We start from the raw sequence: 15,476 nt of genomic DNA on the forward strand, positions 1-15,476 counted from the left end.
CGGGTGATGGTCCGCTGCGGGGAGAAACCCGGTAGCGTGTACATGCGAGATCACTTTCACCGGGGAATGTCCGATGTCCTTACGCTCCGACCCACGGGCGGGCGGAAGGATCGGGTAGCATTCCCGGACCAATTCTTTAGGAGGAAACGCACAGTGAGCGACGCTCCGGGCGCGGCCAAGGAAAGCGCCCAGGAATACGCCAAGCTTCTCGGGGTCAAACCGGACCATATCGTCCAGGAGGTGGGCTGGGACGAAGACTGCGACAGTGAGATCAGTGAAGCGGTCGAGGACGTCATCGGGGAGGCTCTCCTTGAGGAAGACACCGACGAGATCTGCGACATCGTTCTGCTGTGGTGGAGAGAGGAGGATGGTGACCTCGTTGACGGACTCGTTGATTCGATCCGTCCACTCGCTGAAAACGGCCGCATCTGGCTTCTGACTCCGGGAGCAGGAAAACCAGGGCACATCGAACCTGGACTGATTGCGGAATCCGCGCAGCTTGCCGGCCTAGTCCAGACATCAGCGGAACGACTCGGATTCTGGCAGGGATCGTGCCTGGTGCAGAGCGGTAAAAAGCGCTAGCTTCGCTTTGTGGTGGGACTCGTGCTAGAGTATCCGACGTTGTCCACCGCAACTGCCGCCAGCTATGGCCGCGTGCGGTGTCAGCGCCTTTAGCTCAGTTGGAAGAGCAGCTGGTTTACACCCAGCAGGTCGGCGGTTCGAGCCCGTCAGGGCGCACATACGGAGAAAACCCCGGGAATTTCCCGGGGTTTTCTCCGTATATGCGGGAAAGTGGGCGTGGTCAATTGGGATCCACGGTCCGGATCGGTCCCGTCTCATCGGATCTTCTGCGGGTATTCGTACAGGCCAGCGTTCTTCACGGATGATATTCGGTGGGGTGCGGCGTTACCATGGCAGCCATGATTCTCGATGTACCCCCGGTAACAGGTGTCAGTGATCCGTTCCCGATACAAGTCTCGGATCTGACCCCGGGAGACATCGTGCGGGTGGGAATCCGGGCGACGGATGCCAGGGGCATCGTCTGGTCGTCGACGACGGAGTTTACCGCGGCAGAGGATGGCTGCGTGGACACCGGAGCGACCTTACCCGGGGCTGCGGAGTGGAGACCCGCAGACAGCCTCGGCCCACTGTGGACACTTCGCCCCGAGCACGGCACACCAGGCGCGGAATTCCTCGTGGAACCGGGGTTCACGGTGAGTCTGGACATTCGGGTTCGGACCGTCAGCGCAGCCCTGGGGGCGGGTGCCTCTAGGACGGTGGGGCGACGGGCCAGGGAGATCAGTGCTGCTTCCCATGTTTCTCCGCTCGGGGGGCAGTCGCTCAACATCCGGATGTTCGCTCCAGATGACGGATCGCCGCGTCCCGGGGTGATTCTGCTCGGGGGCGCTGAAGGAGGTGTTCCCGCTGCTGCTGCGGCGGAGCTTGCGGATCGTGGCTGGACCACCGCGGCGTGGGGGTGGTTCCCGCAGGAGTCGGGTGGTGTCGACGTCGGGGTTCTGCGTGCTGTTTTGCATGATTTTGTGGCGCATCCGAGGGTTGATGGGGACAGATTGGCTCTGATCGGGAGAGGCCGGGGCGCCGAACTCGCACTACTGTTGGCGGTGGCGGAACCTGACCTTGTCGGACCCGTGGTCGCGCATTCACCGAGTGATGTGCGCACGAATGATCCGCATGCCGGATCGTCCGGTTCGACCTATCGCGGGGTCGTTGAACCGTCGGTGGCTCTTTCCTCACAGGGGTCGAGTTCTCGGTGGTCGAGAGTGTCCACGTTTCTTCGGCCGGCGTTGTCCGGACGTCCGCTGCACTTGGCACCGTACTATGCGGAGGCACGCCGGAAGGCCGGTGATGGGGAGGTGGAAGCCGCCCGGATTCCGGTGGAACGCATCCGTGGTCCGCTGCTCGTGACCGCAGGAACCGGGGATGAGGTCTGGGATTCGGCAACGATGGGTGAGGCGCTCGCGCATCGGGCTGCGGAAGCCGGAATTGATGCTTATGGCGTGGTGTATCCGGGAGCGGGTCATGGGGTGGGCTGGCCGTTCACCCTGTCTGGTTTACCGGTTGCTGATACCGCTGTCGCTTACGGCAAGACGGTGCTCCTGGGTGGGGACCGTGCGGCATCTGGCGCCGCAGCGGCACGGTCCCGGGATCTTGTTCTTGAATTCCTCCGGCAGACTCACGGAGGGGAACCGGAGTGAACGTCGGGCTCTTTGCCGGTGTGATCGCGGATCGGGTGGTTCCGGACCCCAGGAGAGGACATCCTGTTGCTCTTTTCGGGCGGTGGGCTTCCTGGTGTGAGAGACACAGCTACCGGGATACGAGAGCGGCGGGGTGTGTGTATCTCGTGGCGTCGGTGGCACCGCCGGTCGCTGCGTCAGTGCTGATGTCGCGATGGGCCCCCAGGCTGTCGTTGGCGATGTGCCTGTGGGCCGCACTCGGAGGCGCAATGCTGGAGCGTACGGGAACACGGATGGCAGACGCTCTGGAAGAAGGGGACATGGCGGCGGCACGGTATCTGGTTCCCTGGCTGTGTTCCAGGGAACCAGAGCTTCTCGACGCCGCGGGTATGGCGCGTGCGGCTGTTGAATCGTTGGCTGAGAACACATCGGATGCCGCCGTCGCCCCGCTGGTCTGGGCGGTCGTGGGAGGCGCCCCGGGGGTGGTGGCACACCGGGCCGTGAACACCCTCGACGCGATGGTCGGTTACCGGAACGCCCGTTACGCCAACTTCGGTTGGGCTGCGGCCCGTGCTGATGATGTGATGGCTTGGGTGCCCGCTCGGGTGACTGCTCTGGTGCACACGTGTCTTGCCGCATTCGTGGGGCGCGGTGGTGAAGCCGTGCGCGCGTGGCGGGAGGACTCGGCGGCCCACCCGAGCCCCAATGCGGGGATAGTTGAGGCGACTGCCGCGGCGGCACTGGGGGTGCGGTTGGGTGGCCCCACGGTGTACGCGCACGGGATGGAGGAACGACCTTTTCTCGGCGGTGGGCGGGCGCCGGATACGGCAGCGCTCAGGGACGCAGTCCGGTTGTCCCGCCGTACGCAGATGTTTATCGCTGTGGCTGCGGTCCTGTCCCGTGTCCGCTGAGGCTGAACGCGCCGGGGTAGTTCAGGCTGTCGGCATCCGGAGAACGGCGGTGTAGAATCCGTCCTCCCGTTTCCCGGAGTGCAGGAGTCCCGTTCCCGGCCCTTCGAGGAAACTCAGGGAGGAGTCTGCGGCCACCCGGTCACCCGACATCGCGAGAGCTGCGAGCAGAGACTGCATCGAGTCCACACCACCCGATGCGGACTCGACGTCGCCGTCCGACAACCCGGTGATACGCCAGCGGGTCTCCCAGAAATCTTCGCCGCGATTGACGGGGGCCGCGATCTCCACAGTGACGGAGCTTCCGTCCTCGCGGTGCAGGGTACGGCTGACCAGAACCTGGATGGTGTTGTCCACGGCTAGAACCTCTCTTCATTCTTCTCGGCGATGGTGCGGTAGTAATCGGTGTGTCCGGCGCCGTAACTAGCCCGTTTACGCCGGCGGGACCCGTGCGGCTGGCGTGCGGCGTCGGTGGAGGCGAGCTCCGGCAACGCGCCCCGGAGCGGAGATGGGTTTCGGTCGTCTCCATCTTCGCCCGATGGAAGAGTGGCACCGTCTTCCTCACGGTCCCGGCGCCGCTCCCGGATCTCGGCCCAGATGAAGTACCCCAGACCGAGTGGTGCCATGATGCCGAAGGCGATCCACTGGACACCGTAGGAGAGGTACGGTCCTGCATCCAGTTTCGGCAGTGGGATGGCGTTGAGTTGGCCGGGGGAACCGTCGGCCAGTTGTATGTAATCCTTGCTGAGTGGAATACCCGTGAGCTCGGATATCTGGTCGGTGGAGATTCCGTGGACCTGTGTGTGATTCTGCTCGGTGACCGGCTCCCGCTCAGGCGGGTCTTCGGTACGGCGGAGATAGCCGGAGATCATGACCTCGCCCTCGGGAGCATCCGGTATCTGCGGAAGTGAGTCGGCTTCGACGGGTAGCCAGCCCCGGTTGACCAGGAGCATGTTTCCATCAGTCGACTCGAAGGGAACGAGCCCCTGTATCGCGGGTTGATGGTCGACCGGGCGGAGCCGGAGCAACACCTCGTCCTTCGGGAGATATCTCCCGTTCAGGGTCACGCGGCGCCATTCCAGTTCAGGGGATACCGTGCCACCGGGACCGAGGAGATCAGTGGCGGGTACGGGGTCAGTGTCGAAGGCCTGCTCGATGCGCTGATTACGTTCGCTCGTGGCCTCGTTCTTACCCAATTGCCAGGGGGCGAGGACCGTGAACGCGGTGTAGGCGAAGACAACCACCACCACTGCGGTGATCACCCAACCCGGTGTGAGAAACACCTTGAGCACCGACAGCGGACGTATGGGTCCTCCGGGGCGTGCTGCTCTCGCGTTCACATCGGTCAGTCTAGTGCCCGTCGGTGGGACAACCGAAAAATCGGTAGGTCCGGGTCACCGTCCGGACATGTCTGTGCAGGTCTCCCGGAGCCAGTTGATGAGTCCGGGGAGGGCTGCATCGATTTGCTCACGCACGACCGTGAAGTCTGCGGATGTGCCGTAGTAGGGGTCGGCGCAGTCATCGTCACCACTGGTGGGGTCGAAGCTGCGGAGCAACCGGATGCGCTCGCCGGGAACCCCTGCGTTCCGGAGTTCCCGGACATGACCTGAATCGAGGGCGATAAGGAGGTCGGCGTCGCGGTGTCCGTCACCGAACTGACTGGCGCGGTGGGTGGATCCATCGTGACCGGATGCCTCGAGCTCGGCTACGGCCCTTTCATCGGCGGGTTGACCGACATGCCAACCGCCCATTCCGCACGAACGGATGAGGACGCGTTCGGTGAGACCGGCGTCCTCCACCGCATCGCGGGTCATGATCTCCGCCATCGGGGACCGACAGATGTTTCCAGTGCACACGAAGACTATGTAGACGTCCTCGGTGCGCTCCCTAACTCTGCTCGTTCCACTCATCGACTATGTCCTCCAGATGTTGGGCGTTGGTGGCGGTCCAGCGTGCCTTGATGTGTTCGTCGGTGTTCCCGTATCCCCAGGCACAGGCGACTGCATCGATTCCGAAAGCGGCCGCGCCGTCGAAGTCGTGGATGCGATCGCCGATCATGAGGATATCGGACTCAGCCCCCCGTAGCTCCATGGAATCCAGGACGTGGGCGATGACCGATTCCTTGGACCTGCGGGTACCGTTCTCTTCGGCGGCACCGAGAAAATCGATGAAGTCCATCATCCCGTAGAGCTCGAGGGATTTTCGGGCGAAGTATTCCCCCTTGGAGGTCGCGGTGCAGACCCGGAATCCCTTCTCCTTCCAACGTGCGAGGAGTTCCCGCATGCCGGGGTACGGGTCGGAGTCGGCCCACGAGCCTTCGCCGTAATGGCGGAGGTAAACCTCGACGGCGTGATGCGCTTCATCCGGTGTCATGCCGACGACCCGCATGGTCTGCTCCATCGGGGGACCGGCGATGCGTGAGAGGATGTCCTCGCTCGGGCGCGGGTGGCCCATGGTGTCGAGGGCATGGAGGAAACTGGCCCGGATCCCCGGGTAGGAGTCGATGAGTGTTCCGTCAACGTCTAACAGCAGAGTTTTCACACCTCTCAGTGTGACAGAACGTAACCTGGCCCGTGTGAATGAGGATGACCTGCTGCGGTACCACGGTGATCTGGCCACCGCCGATATGGTGGGCATCGCCGGGGACGTTGTCGATTTCGCCGTGAATGTCCGGGCCGGGGGACCCCCGGAGTGGTTGGCTTCGGCATTGCGGGAGGAGATCGTTTTTCTTGGGTCCTACCCGTCTCCCGCGCTTATCGACGCCGCGCGTTCCGCCGCCGCGCGTAGGCACGGCGTTGATCCGGAGTGTGTGCTGCTGCTTGCCGGGGCTGCGGAAGGGTTCTCCTTGATTGCCGGTCTGGGGGCGAAGCATCCTGTCGTCGTACATCCAGGATTCACTGAACCGGAAGTGGCGTTGCGTGCGGCGGGCACCACAGTGGAACGTATGGTGCTGGAGTCTCCCTTCACCCTGGGGGACCGTATTCCCCCGGCTGCCGCCGACCTTGTTGTGGTCGGTAATCCCACGAATCCCACTGGAGTACTGCATTCGGCGGATGTCCTCCGGAGTTGGTGTCGGCCGGGGAGAATCACTGTCGTGGATGAGGCCTTCATGGATCTCACCGATGAAAGCACCTCGGTGGCCCGGGACGTCAATGACCATACGGGACTCGTGGTTATGCGTAGTCTCACCAAGACGTTCTCTCTCGCGGGACTGCGTTGCGGTTACCTGCTCGCTGCTCCGGATCTGGTTCGGCGCCTGTCAGTGAGCCGCCCGCACTGGCCGGTGGGGACTCTCCAAGCCATCGCAATCAGGAACGCGCTCCGCGACGGGGCCGGGTTTGTCTCGGAGCAGCGGGTGACGGTGGAAGACCAGCGTGCCCGGATGCGTCGGATGCTCTCGAACGCTGGATTTCTCGTACACACGGACTCCCAGGCGCCGTACCTCCTGGTTACACCCCCGGTTGATGATCCAGAAGCCACCCGCCTCGCGCTCGCCGGGCGGGGCATCCTCGTTCGGCGCTGCGACACCTTCCCGGGATTGGACCATACCTACTGGCGGCTCGCCGTGCGCGGTGCCCGGGAAGTTGCCACACTGGTGGAGTCGGTCACCGGACATGCCCCGAAGAACATCAAGGAAAGAGGACGATAATGGCCACCACCGTCGCCGAGATCCGTCGGATCATGGACACCGCCTATCCGCCGCACCTCGCGGAGAGCTGGGACAGTGTCGGATTGATCTGCGGTGACCCCGATGCCCCTGTGAGTAGGGTCGCCTTCGCGCTTGACTGCACCGATGAGGTTGCCCGCGCCGCGGTCGACGCCGGTGCAGACATGCTCATCGTCCACCACCCACTCCTCCTACGTGGCGTGGACAGCGTCGCAGCGGATACCCCGAAGGGACGGGTACTGCACACCCTGATCCGCGGGGGAGTGGCGTTGTTCGCCGCGCACACCAACGCAGATTCCGCCCGTCCCGGAGTCAACGACGCCCTCGCCGAAGCGATCGGCGTCACCCCGGGTCGTGCGGTCGCTCCGAAATGCGGCAAGGGGCCGGACAAGTGGGGGGTCCAGGTTCCCGCCGGAGATGTGGATGCCGTGAAGAAAGCACTGTTTGACGCCGGTGCGGGGGCCATCGGAGACTACCGCGAATGCTGCTTCCAATTTCCGGGACGAGGCCAGTTCCGTCCCGTCCATGGAGCGAACCCCGCTCTCGGAACAGTCGGGAACCTCGAGTACGTCGACGAGATTCGAGTTGAGTTCGTAGCCCCCAGGTCGAGTCGTGCAGCGATCACCGCGGCCCTGCGCGCCGCACACCCGTACGAGGAACCGGCCTTCGACATCACCGCATCAGAGGACGAGGGGGACCCTGACACCGCACCGGGCCTTGGTCGCATCGGCGATCTGCCGGAACCGATGCGGTTCGTCGATTTCGTGCAGCAAGTCGCGGATCGCCTCCCTGTTACCGAATGGGGAGTGCGAGCCGCCGGTGATCCGGACCGGATGGTGCAGCGGGTTGCTGTGTGCTCCGGATCCGGAGACAGCTTCCTCGACGTGGTCGCGGGAATGGGGGACATTGACGTGTTCCTCACCTCCGACCTTCGGCATCACCCGGTGGATGAGCACTTGCGTGCCGGTGGCCCAGCCGTGATTGACACCGCACACTGGGCGAGTGAATCACCCTGGTGCGCCCGCGCCGCGGAACTCATCGCCGGCAGGGCCGGTGTTGAGACCCGTGTCCTCGACATCCGCACCGATCCGTGGACCATATCCCGGCATCCGCGCGATGAGGGGTAACGTGAACTCTCCCGTACCGTGATCAACGGCGGTAGCCCGCTCCGACCGAAGAACAGAAAGCCCCACCGTGAAACTCGCTCCCGACAACCAGCGCCTCATCCTCAAGCTCGCCGACATCGACACCGCGCTCATCGCCGACCGTGCCGAGCGTACCTCCGACGAGCAGAAGGAGCTCGACGCGCTCATCGCGGAACGTGCCAGACTCCGGGATGGCGCCGCTGTATCCAAGATGGGTGTCGGAGATCTCCGCCGTGATTTGCTCCGCCTCGATCACGATCTGGTCAAGCTCGAACGTCGTCAGAAGGCTGATCTCGAGGGACTCGGCGCCGCCACAGAACTCAATGATCGGCGGGATCTCGAGCACGATCTCGCTTCCACCCGCAGACGCATCAAGGAAATCACCGCTGAACGGGAGGCGATGCGGCGAAGGATTGAGGCGACTAGCCTCAACCATGACTCCGACGGCGCCGTTTTCGATGAGATCGAGGAGAAGATCGCCGCCGCGACCCGCGCCCGTGATGCTGCTCTCAGGGCACGCGAATCCGCACATGCTGACCTGGAGATGGCGCGCGATGATCTCAGATCCCAGCTCGCTGATGTGGCTCCCGAGGCGCTCGAAGCCTACGACGAACAGTACGACTCGTACGGGGTGGGAGCGGCTCGTTTTGCGGGAAATTCCTGTACGGCCTGCTATCTCGTGCTTCCCGCCGCCGGAATCTCCCGGATCCGCGCTACGGCGAAAGACAGTGTCCCCAGGTGCCCGGAATGCGGTACCTGGTTGATCCGCAGTTGAACGTAACCCCGGAATGAAAACGGAGAACACACGGTGAAGGTGATCATCGAAGCCGACGGAGGCTCCCGCGGGAACCCCGGCACGGCGGGTAGCGGGACCCTGATCTTGGACGGGGACGGCAAGACGGTGCTTCGGCGGATCGCTGAGTACGTGGGAAAAGCAACGAACAATGTCGCCGAGTACCGGGGCCTGATCAACGGCCTCGTTGCAGCGCGTGATCTCGGGGCGACCCACGTCGAGGTCCGGTTGGATTCCAAACTCGTCGTCGAACAGATGTCGGGGCGATGGAAGGTCAAGCACCCCGACATGAAGAGTCTCGCCCTCGAAGCCCGTGATCTCGCCGCTGGATTCGAGCGGATCCGTTACACCTGGATTCCGCGGAAGAAGAACAGTCGTGCTGACGAACTCGCCAACTTCGCGATGGATGCTGGGGCTGATGGCGCGGAACCGGGGAAAATCGATCTTGGGGAACGCTCCGGGGACAACCCCGACTCCGCTGCGGAACCGGGGGCCGCTGCCGCAGCGGCTTCAGCAGATGCTCCGGCCACTCCGGCCACCTGGAACGGCGCGGTGACTCGACCCACCCGGATGATCCTGCTGCGACACGGGCAGACAGCGATGTCCGCGGCTGGTCTGTACTCCGGGCGCAGTGACCCCGAGTTGACCGACCTCGGGCGTAGACAGGCGGAACGTGCGGCAGCGATGCTTGCTGGGCGGGGCGGTATCGACGCCATCGTGTGTTCGCCTCTCACTCGTGCCCGGCAGACCGCGGAGGTCTGCGCGGCAGCACTCGGTCTTGATGTGGACAGTATCGATGATCTCACTGAGCTCGATTTCGGGGCTTGGGACGGCCTGACTTTCGTGCAGGCTCGGGAATTGGACCCCGAGCTCCACGAGAAATGGCTCTCCGATATCTCCGTCACGCCACCCGGCGGAGAATCACTTCAGGCGGCGTACCGACGCACCAGACGCGTGAAGAAACACATCGAAGAGACATACGGTGCCGCCAATGTTCTCGTGGTGAGTCATGTCACTCCGATCAAGGGGATTCTGCGGCTCGCACTCGACGCCGGTCCCGGGATCTTTCACCGCTTGCATCTCGATCTCGCGTCTCTCTCGGTGGCGGAGTTCTACGCCGACGGCCCCACTACCGTTCGACTCGTGAACGAGACCGCCCACCTGCGCTGATTCCCCCGTGAGTTCCGCCGTCTCGTCGGATGAGGCCGGACACTGTACAGTGACGGGTGCGAATGAGTCGATCGGGCGGTCGCGGCCGGTGAATCGGCGGGCGGAACTTCTGTTTCTCCCAGCGCAGACACCGTAGTCGAGGAAAGTCCGGACTCCTTAGGGCAGGGTGGTTGTCAACGGCAACCCAGGGTGACCTGCGGGACAGTGCCACAGAAAATAAACCGCCCCGAGTTTCCGGTCAACCGGGATTCGGGGTAAGGGTGAAACGGTGCGGTAAGAGCGCACCAGCGCCGCAGGTGACTGCGGTGGCTAGGTAAACCCCACCCGGAGCAAGGTGAGAGGGCGCATCACCGGATCTCAGTGAAGAGATCCCGGTGTGCCTGCGCGGACGATTGAGGGCTGCCCGCCTGAGTCCGCGGGTTGACCGCTTGAGGCGTCCAGCGATGGTGCGTCCAGATGGATGACCGCCGCCGCGCCGGTTAGACGGCGCGGTACAGAATCCGGCTTACAGGTCGGCTCATTCGCGCGAATCTCCCCGGGGGGCTGACGGTCAGCTCCAGTTCCCCGGAACGTTATCCACGGCCGCAGGACTGCCATCCGCCAGTGGAATGACGAGCAGTCCGTCATCGGTGAGGCGGATCGCCGCGTCGTCGTGGGAGTCTTCACAATCAGCATCGGAGGGAAACCACGCGATGACGGCGCGGCTCGCCCCAGCGTGTGCGGCCCGAGCGACCGCCGCACCCCGGGCAATGCACAACCGAACCAGTGCATCCGTGTCAGAACCGAGACCGAACGCGGCACACATCTGAGCCTGTGAATCGGAGAGCGTTCCTAGAGCTTCTGGGATTCGGCGCGACCGCAAGAACGCGGCGCAGTCGAACGCCCGTCGAGTTTCTGCAGTGAGGAAACCCATCCATCCCGCCGCTTCAGCAACGGGCGGTTGGGCTTCAGGCCCCCGAACCTCATGGACGGTCTCGAGCCAGTCGATCACCCTTTCCTCGGAATCGGGAAGGAGCCGGAGGGACTCTACCCCGTAGATTCGGGAGGCGAGTTCGATGAAATCGCCTCGGCGCTTCAGCTCAGACACTCCGGAGCCCGAAGGTTCAACGGAACCCGCGGGGACCGTGACGAGGTAGGGGCGGTAACTCAGTGGGGCCGGTGAGGGTGCCTGGGTTACGGAGCCGTCCGCGTAATCGATGACGGACAGCACCTGACCGGTACCGCCGCGTAGCGCCGTCGTGTGCCGGGCTCTCATCGGTGGGGTTCCACCGAACAAGGAAGCCGCTTGGGTGCATACATCGGCGATTCTCGTCCTGAGCGGTGCATCCGGTTGGTGCCCGGCAAGGTCAGCGAGGCCGAGCGCGAATGCCGTTTCCGCGGCTGCGTGCTCACCGAGACCGCAGCCCGGCGGAATGTCAGAAATGATCGTGATATCGAACCCCGGGGTCTCACGGCTGATCAGTTGCCGCTGGATCATCATCCACGCGACGCCCCCGAGCCGGTTGGCCCAGTTGTCCTGTATCCCTGACAACGGAGACGCGGGCAGCGCCGCATCCGGTTCGTTAGGCCCGTTCGACCGCAGGTTGGCGTGTGTGGAGAGAATTTCCATGGTGGTCGACGTCGTGACGACCACGGGTGTGTCATCGGTACCGTTGCGCAGCACCCGAACCCGGACTGTGTCGTCGCGGCGCCTGGATGCGCCAACGACAACGCGACGTCCGCTCATCCCGCTCAACACGATCCCTCCGTAAAGATCGGTGTGCTCCCCGATGACGAGGAAGGTCGCTGGCGCGGTGGCGATGAGGCCCGGTGCGCTGCCGTAGGCCGTGGTGTGTTCCTGGAACATTGTGTTCCGGTTGGCGGTACCGGTGGTCGGCCACATCAGTCTGGTCAAGAACTCGGCTCCTCGGATCGGTGACGGACAGCCCCACTGTAGTCGGCGTATCGTCGACGCCCGCACGTCCGGGGTGATCCGATAGGTAACCTGGATCGTGATGAGAACCGATGGGCGACGCCTGTCACCGGTGGGGTGCGTTTCCTGCGGTGGACACCGGGGAACCGGACGCTCCCGCCGGTTTCCGCCAAACTTATTCAAGGAGCATCTAGGACGATGGACACCATGTCACCAGACGATCGTGAATGGTATTACAACCCTGAGACCGGTGAGGTCGTTCGCGGTAAACAGGGAAGCTGGACGAACCGTATGGGACCCTATGATTCAGAGGATGAGGCCAGACAGGCACTCGACATCGCGGAACGCCGCACCCGTGAGGCTGATTCATTCGACCGCGAGGATGAGTCCTGGGGTGTGGCGCCGTCGTGGGAGAAGAACGACGGGCAGTGACACCACTCGGGCGTACTATTTCTTCCTGTCGCCCTTCTTCTTGTGCTTCTCCGGCTTCCCACCGGATTTACGGCGGGTTTTCCTCCGCTGGTTGTCGAACTCGGAGTATGCGTCGACGACATCATCCATGGTTGCCCGGTAGCCGTTCAAGGCATCGGCGCTGTTCTCGAGTTCCCGCTGGTACAGCATGCCGTGGAGGAAGGTGTCGGTTCCGGTGGCACGTGCTTGGCGTGCCTTCTCGAGGAGCAGCTCCCTGGAGGTCGCCGCGTCCTGGAAGTCTCCGAGCACGGACTGCATCGTGCGGCAGGCTCTGTACAGGTGTTTCGTCTTCAATCCGGTAGCCGCGCCGACCGCTTCCGCAGAGTAGCGGAGCTTCTTCACTGCCTTCCTGATCCGGTGGATGTTTTCCTCACGTTCCCGCAGCGGCAGTGATTCGTCCCGCCAGGTTGACATCGCATGGTCATGGCGGGCAAGCAGTCGTTTGTAGGCGTGGGTGAGGTGATCCACCAGGACCTCCGCCGCCGGAATGGTCGTGTCATCGGAAAACTCACGGAACGGCGGTTCCGCCAGCAGTTCCTCCAGATCGCCGAGCAGTCGCAGGTAGTCCGTGGAATTCAGGTGTTCGACGACCTTCCGGTGGGCGGCCCGGTAGTCCGCAAGCACTGAGTCGATCAACTCACGGCAGGACTCGGCGGGGATCACACAGGGATCCTCATTCGCGGTCAGCTCCCGGAACCGCTCAGCCACCACCTCTGCGTCGCGGGCCGCACCGAGGACAGCGGCCAGTTCCTTGAGCCTGCGGGCTGTTCCGCGGTAACGGTCGCCGTCCATGACGCCGTTGAAGGCCTCAAGATGGCTGCGAAGTTCACGCGTGGCGACGCGCATCTGATGCACGGAATCCCACTCGTCTCGGCGGACCCTGGGGTCGAGGTTGATCAGACGGCTGTGGTTCTGCGCGAGCGCTGCGAGCACCCCGGCTTCCGCCGAACCAGGTTCGGGTACAGCGACCCTGGGGGGAGCCGGTGCGTTGTCAATGGAATCCCCGAGAGCGGACACCAGCTTCGAGGGGCTCTCCGCTGGACTGGCTCCGGCGTTTCCGAACAACTCCGTGGCGGATCTGAGCAATCCGGTTCCCGCATCGGTTCCGGCGTAATCGTCCGAGAGCTCGATTTCCCATTCCCGCCAGGTGGTCCGGTCTCCGTCCGGGAGCAACGACCATGCGGTGACGTGGTCATCACAAAATTCGGCGCACACCGTTCCATCGGCAGACACCAAGGTCGACTCGTATCGTTGATTGTCCACCCTGGCGATCGGGATGAGCGGCAGATCCCGGACAATCGACCGTACGGATTCGACCAGTGCCTCGGGGACGGTGTTCGCGTCATCCTCGGCCAGATCGTGATGGAGTTCCATACGTCCGCCGTCACCGGGGAGCTTCGCGTGCCAGCCGGCGTCGGTGCCGCCGGTGCGTCGGCGCAAGGTGATCCTGGACCGGGTGAGCCGGAGATCACCCGTGTCGTAGTAGACGGCCGAAAGATCATGAACTGCTGTTTCCGGCACGGCGGAGACCCCGGTGATCCCGGTCAGGTCGGGTACCTCCGTGGCGTCGGTCACCGCGAATTTAACTTCAACCTCAAAAAACTCACGCGTGGACATATGTTCGTTTGTACCAGCTTTTATTCCCTCTACACGTGGAATATCTGTGTCAGGGGAGACTTTGGCGCCATCGGTCAGTGGCGGGAAGACGGTGGGGACCGAACACTGCGTGTGCGGGGAGTGGAGAGGAACAGATCCTATCTGCGACGGCTGATTCATCCTTCCGTATATCACGGTGTGCTTGCTGTGCTCAGACGCCCTCTCCGGGTGTACGGACGGCTAGAGTTGGGTGGCATGAACAGTCAACAGGAATTCGTCCTGCGCACCGTTGAGGAACGTGAGATCCGTTTCGTCCGGCTCTGGTTCACCGACGTCCTCGGATATCTGAAGTCGGTGGCGGTCGCTCCCGCGGAGTTGGAGACCGCGTTCGCGGACGGCATCGGATTCGACGGTTCCGCAATCGAGGGGTTCTCCCGGGTCAGTGAGGCGGATACCATAGCCCGACCTGATCCCTCGACGTTCCAGGTGCTTCCTTTCGACAGGGACGAGAATTCCCCGAAACAGGCCCGCATGTTCTGCGACATCACGATGCCTGACGGCCAACCCTCGTGGGCGGATCCGAGACAGGTGCTGCGACGTCAGACAACATCGGCGGCCAATGACGGGTTCGTCTGCAACATTCACCCGGAGATCGAGTTCTTCCTCGTCAGATCTCTTGACACAAATGGTCAACCGCCGGTTCCCACCGACAACGGTGGATACTTCGATCAGGCTGTCCACGACGACGCCCCCAACTTCCGACGGGACGCGATCGAGGCCCTCGAGTACATGGGTATCTCGGTGGAGTTCTCCCACCATGAGACCGCGCCGGGACAGCAGGAGATCGACCTGCGGTACGCCGATGCCTTGACGATGAGTGACAACATCATGAGTTTCCGGTATCTGATCAAGCAGGTCGCCCTCCTCAACAAGGTACGTGCCACTTTCATGCCGAAACCGTTCACGGATCACGCCGGATCTGGGATGCACACCCACATGTCCCTGTTCGAGGGGGATTCCAATGCCTTCCATGATCCGGATGATCCGTACAACCTCTCCCGGACGGCGCGGAGTTTCATCGCGGGGATCATCGAACATGCGCCGGAAATCTCGGCAGTGACGAACCAGTGGGTAAATTCCTATAAGCGGATAGTCTTCGGTTCCGAGGCGCCGACGGCAGCGACCTGGGGGTTATCCAACAGGTCCGCGCTTATCCGGGTACCCAACTACCGTCCGGGCAACGTCGATTCCAAACGGATCGAGGTGCGGAACCTTGACTCAGGATGCAATCCGTACCTTGCCTACTCTGTGCTTCTGGCCGCAGGTCTGAAGGGGATACGCGAGGGATACGAGCTGGGTGAACCCGCCGAGGACGACATCTCCTCGCTGACCCGTCGTGAACGACGTGCACTGGGGTACAAGGATCTGCCGACTTCCCTTGATCAGGCGTTGCGCCTGATGGAACAGTCGGAACTCGTGGCGGACACCCTGGGGGAGCACGTCTTCGAGTTCTTTCTCCGTAACAAATGGCGGGAATGGCATGACTACCAGGCGCAGATCACCCAGTGGGAGCTGCGCACCAACCTCGACTACTAGCCAGCCGACATCTCGGGGGTCTA

15 protein-coding genes, 1 tRNA gene and 1 other RNA gene are annotated in these 15,476 nt (G+C 63.3%); 11 read left to right on the plus strand and 6 right to left on the minus strand.

Features of this window, described 5'->3' with window-relative positions; all coding sequences use genetic code 11:
• Window positions 1–153: 153 nt before the first annotated feature.
• The 4 genes from QWU44_RS00465 (at window position 154) to cbiB (ending at window position 3,106) form a co-directional block, all read left to right on the plus strand.
• Entirely contained in the window at window positions 154–582 is a 429-nt protein-coding gene (locus QWU44_RS00465; protein ID WP_370913754.1) for a DUF3052 domain-containing protein, read from the plus strand.
• Window positions 583–665: 83 nt separating this feature from the next.
• Window positions 666–738, plus strand: a tRNA-Val gene (locus tag QWU44_RS00470).
• Between the two features lie 173 nt (window positions 739–911).
• Entirely contained in the window at window positions 912–2,216 is a 1,305-nt protein-coding gene (locus tag QWU44_RS00475; RefSeq protein WP_370913755.1) for an acyl-CoA thioester hydrolase/BAAT C-terminal domain-containing protein, read from the plus strand.
• Entirely contained in the window at window positions 2,213–3,106 is an 894-nt protein-coding gene (cbiB, locus tag QWU44_RS00480; RefSeq protein ID WP_370913756.1) for an adenosylcobinamide-phosphate synthase CbiB, read from the plus strand. Before QWU44_RS00475 ends, cbiB begins: the two co-directional genes overlap by 4 nt.
• A 21-nt stretch (window positions 3,107–3,127) precedes the next feature.
• On the opposite strand, the gene QWU44_RS00485 is transcribed toward cbiB, so the two are convergent.
• Genes QWU44_RS00485 through QWU44_RS00500 form a run of 4 tightly spaced genes read right to left on the minus strand, consistent with a single transcriptional unit; the run spans window position 3,128 to window position 5,644 of the window.
• The gene (locus QWU44_RS00485) at window positions 3,128–3,460 is read right to left on the minus strand and encodes a hypothetical protein (protein WP_370913757.1); all 333 of its coding nucleotides are present in this window, start codon (window positions 3,458–3,460) and stop codon (window positions 3,128–3,130) included.
• A 2-nt stretch (window positions 3,461–3,462) separates the two neighbouring features.
• Window positions 3,463–4,443: an SURF1 family protein gene (locus QWU44_RS00490; RefSeq protein ID WP_370913758.1), complete on the minus strand. Its 981-nt coding sequence runs from the start codon at window positions 4,441–4,443 to the stop codon at window positions 3,463–3,465.
• 54 nt (window positions 4,444–4,497) lie between these two features.
• Window positions 4,498–5,013, minus strand: coding sequence for a low molecular weight protein-tyrosine-phosphatase (locus tag QWU44_RS00495; protein ID WP_370913759.1), 516 nt, complete (start codon window positions 5,011–5,013; stop codon window positions 4,498–4,500).
• A complete protein-coding gene (locus tag QWU44_RS00500; protein WP_370913760.1) occupies window positions 4,991–5,644 on the minus strand; it encodes an HAD-IA family hydrolase in 654 nt (217 codons plus the stop codon). The genes QWU44_RS00495 and QWU44_RS00500 overlap by 23 nt, the downstream gene beginning before the upstream one ends.
• Window positions 5,645–5,654: 10 nt before the next feature.
• Between QWU44_RS00500 and cobC the strand changes: the two genes are divergently transcribed.
• The 5 genes from cobC to rnpB all read left to right on the plus strand — a co-directional run bounded on the left by cobC (window position 5,655) and on the right by rnpB (window position 10,402).
• Entirely contained in the window at window positions 5,655–6,752 is a 1,098-nt protein-coding gene (gene cobC / locus QWU44_RS00505; RefSeq protein ID WP_370913761.1) for an Rv2231c family pyridoxal phosphate-dependent protein CobC, read from the plus strand.
• Window positions 6,752–7,897, plus strand: a complete 1,146-nt coding sequence (locus tag QWU44_RS00510; RefSeq protein WP_370913762.1) for a Nif3-like dinuclear metal center hexameric protein — start codon at window positions 6,752–6,754, stop codon at window positions 7,895–7,897. The genes cobC and QWU44_RS00510 overlap by 1 nt, the downstream gene beginning before the upstream one ends.
• Window positions 7,898–7,964: 67 nt before the next feature.
• A complete protein-coding gene (locus tag QWU44_RS00515; RefSeq protein ID WP_370913763.1) occupies window positions 7,965–8,690 on the plus strand; it encodes a zinc ribbon domain-containing protein in 726 nt (241 codons plus the stop codon).
• A 33-nt stretch (window positions 8,691–8,723) separates the two neighbouring features.
• Complete coding sequence (locus QWU44_RS00520; protein WP_370913764.1) at window positions 8,724–9,878, plus strand: bifunctional RNase H/acid phosphatase; 1,155 nt, start codon at window positions 8,724–8,726, stop codon at window positions 9,876–9,878.
• Window positions 9,879–9,941: 63 nt separating this feature from the next.
• Window positions 9,942–10,402, plus strand: an RNA gene (rnpB, locus tag QWU44_RS00525) — RNase P RNA component class A.
• 26 nt (window positions 10,403–10,428) lie between these two features.
• Here the strand turns inward: rnpB and QWU44_RS00530 are convergent.
• Window positions 10,429–11,772, minus strand: coding sequence for a galactokinase family protein (locus tag QWU44_RS00530; protein WP_370913765.1), 1,344 nt, complete (start codon window positions 11,770–11,772; stop codon window positions 10,429–10,431).
• A gap of 216 nt (window positions 11,773–11,988) precedes the next feature.
• On the opposite strand from QWU44_RS00530, the gene QWU44_RS00535 reads away from it, so the two are divergent.
• The gene (locus QWU44_RS00535; protein WP_370913766.1) at window positions 11,989–12,222 is read left to right on the plus strand and encodes a hypothetical protein; all 234 of its coding nucleotides are present in this window, start codon (window positions 11,989–11,991) and stop codon (window positions 12,220–12,222) included.
• Between the two features lie 15 nt (window positions 12,223–12,237).
• On the opposite strand, the gene QWU44_RS00540 is transcribed toward QWU44_RS00535, so the two are convergent.
• The gene (locus QWU44_RS00540; RefSeq protein WP_370913767.1) at window positions 12,238–13,878 is read right to left on the minus strand and encodes a CHAD domain-containing protein; all 1,641 of its coding nucleotides are present in this window, start codon (window positions 13,876–13,878) and stop codon (window positions 12,238–12,240) included.
• A gap of 234 nt (window positions 13,879–14,112) precedes the next feature.
• Between QWU44_RS00540 and QWU44_RS00545 the strand changes: the two genes are divergently transcribed.
• On the plus strand, window positions 14,113–15,453 hold the full coding sequence (locus tag QWU44_RS00545) for a glutamine synthetase family protein (protein ID WP_370913768.1): 1,341 nt from the start codon (window positions 14,113–14,115) through the stop codon (window positions 15,451–15,453).
• The last annotated feature ends 23 nt before the right edge of the window (window positions 15,454–15,476 follow it).

The organism is Corynebacterium sp. CCM 9203 (assembly GCF_041357675.1).
Taxonomy (GTDB): Bacteria; Actinomycetota; Actinomycetes; order Mycobacteriales; family Mycobacteriaceae; genus Corynebacterium.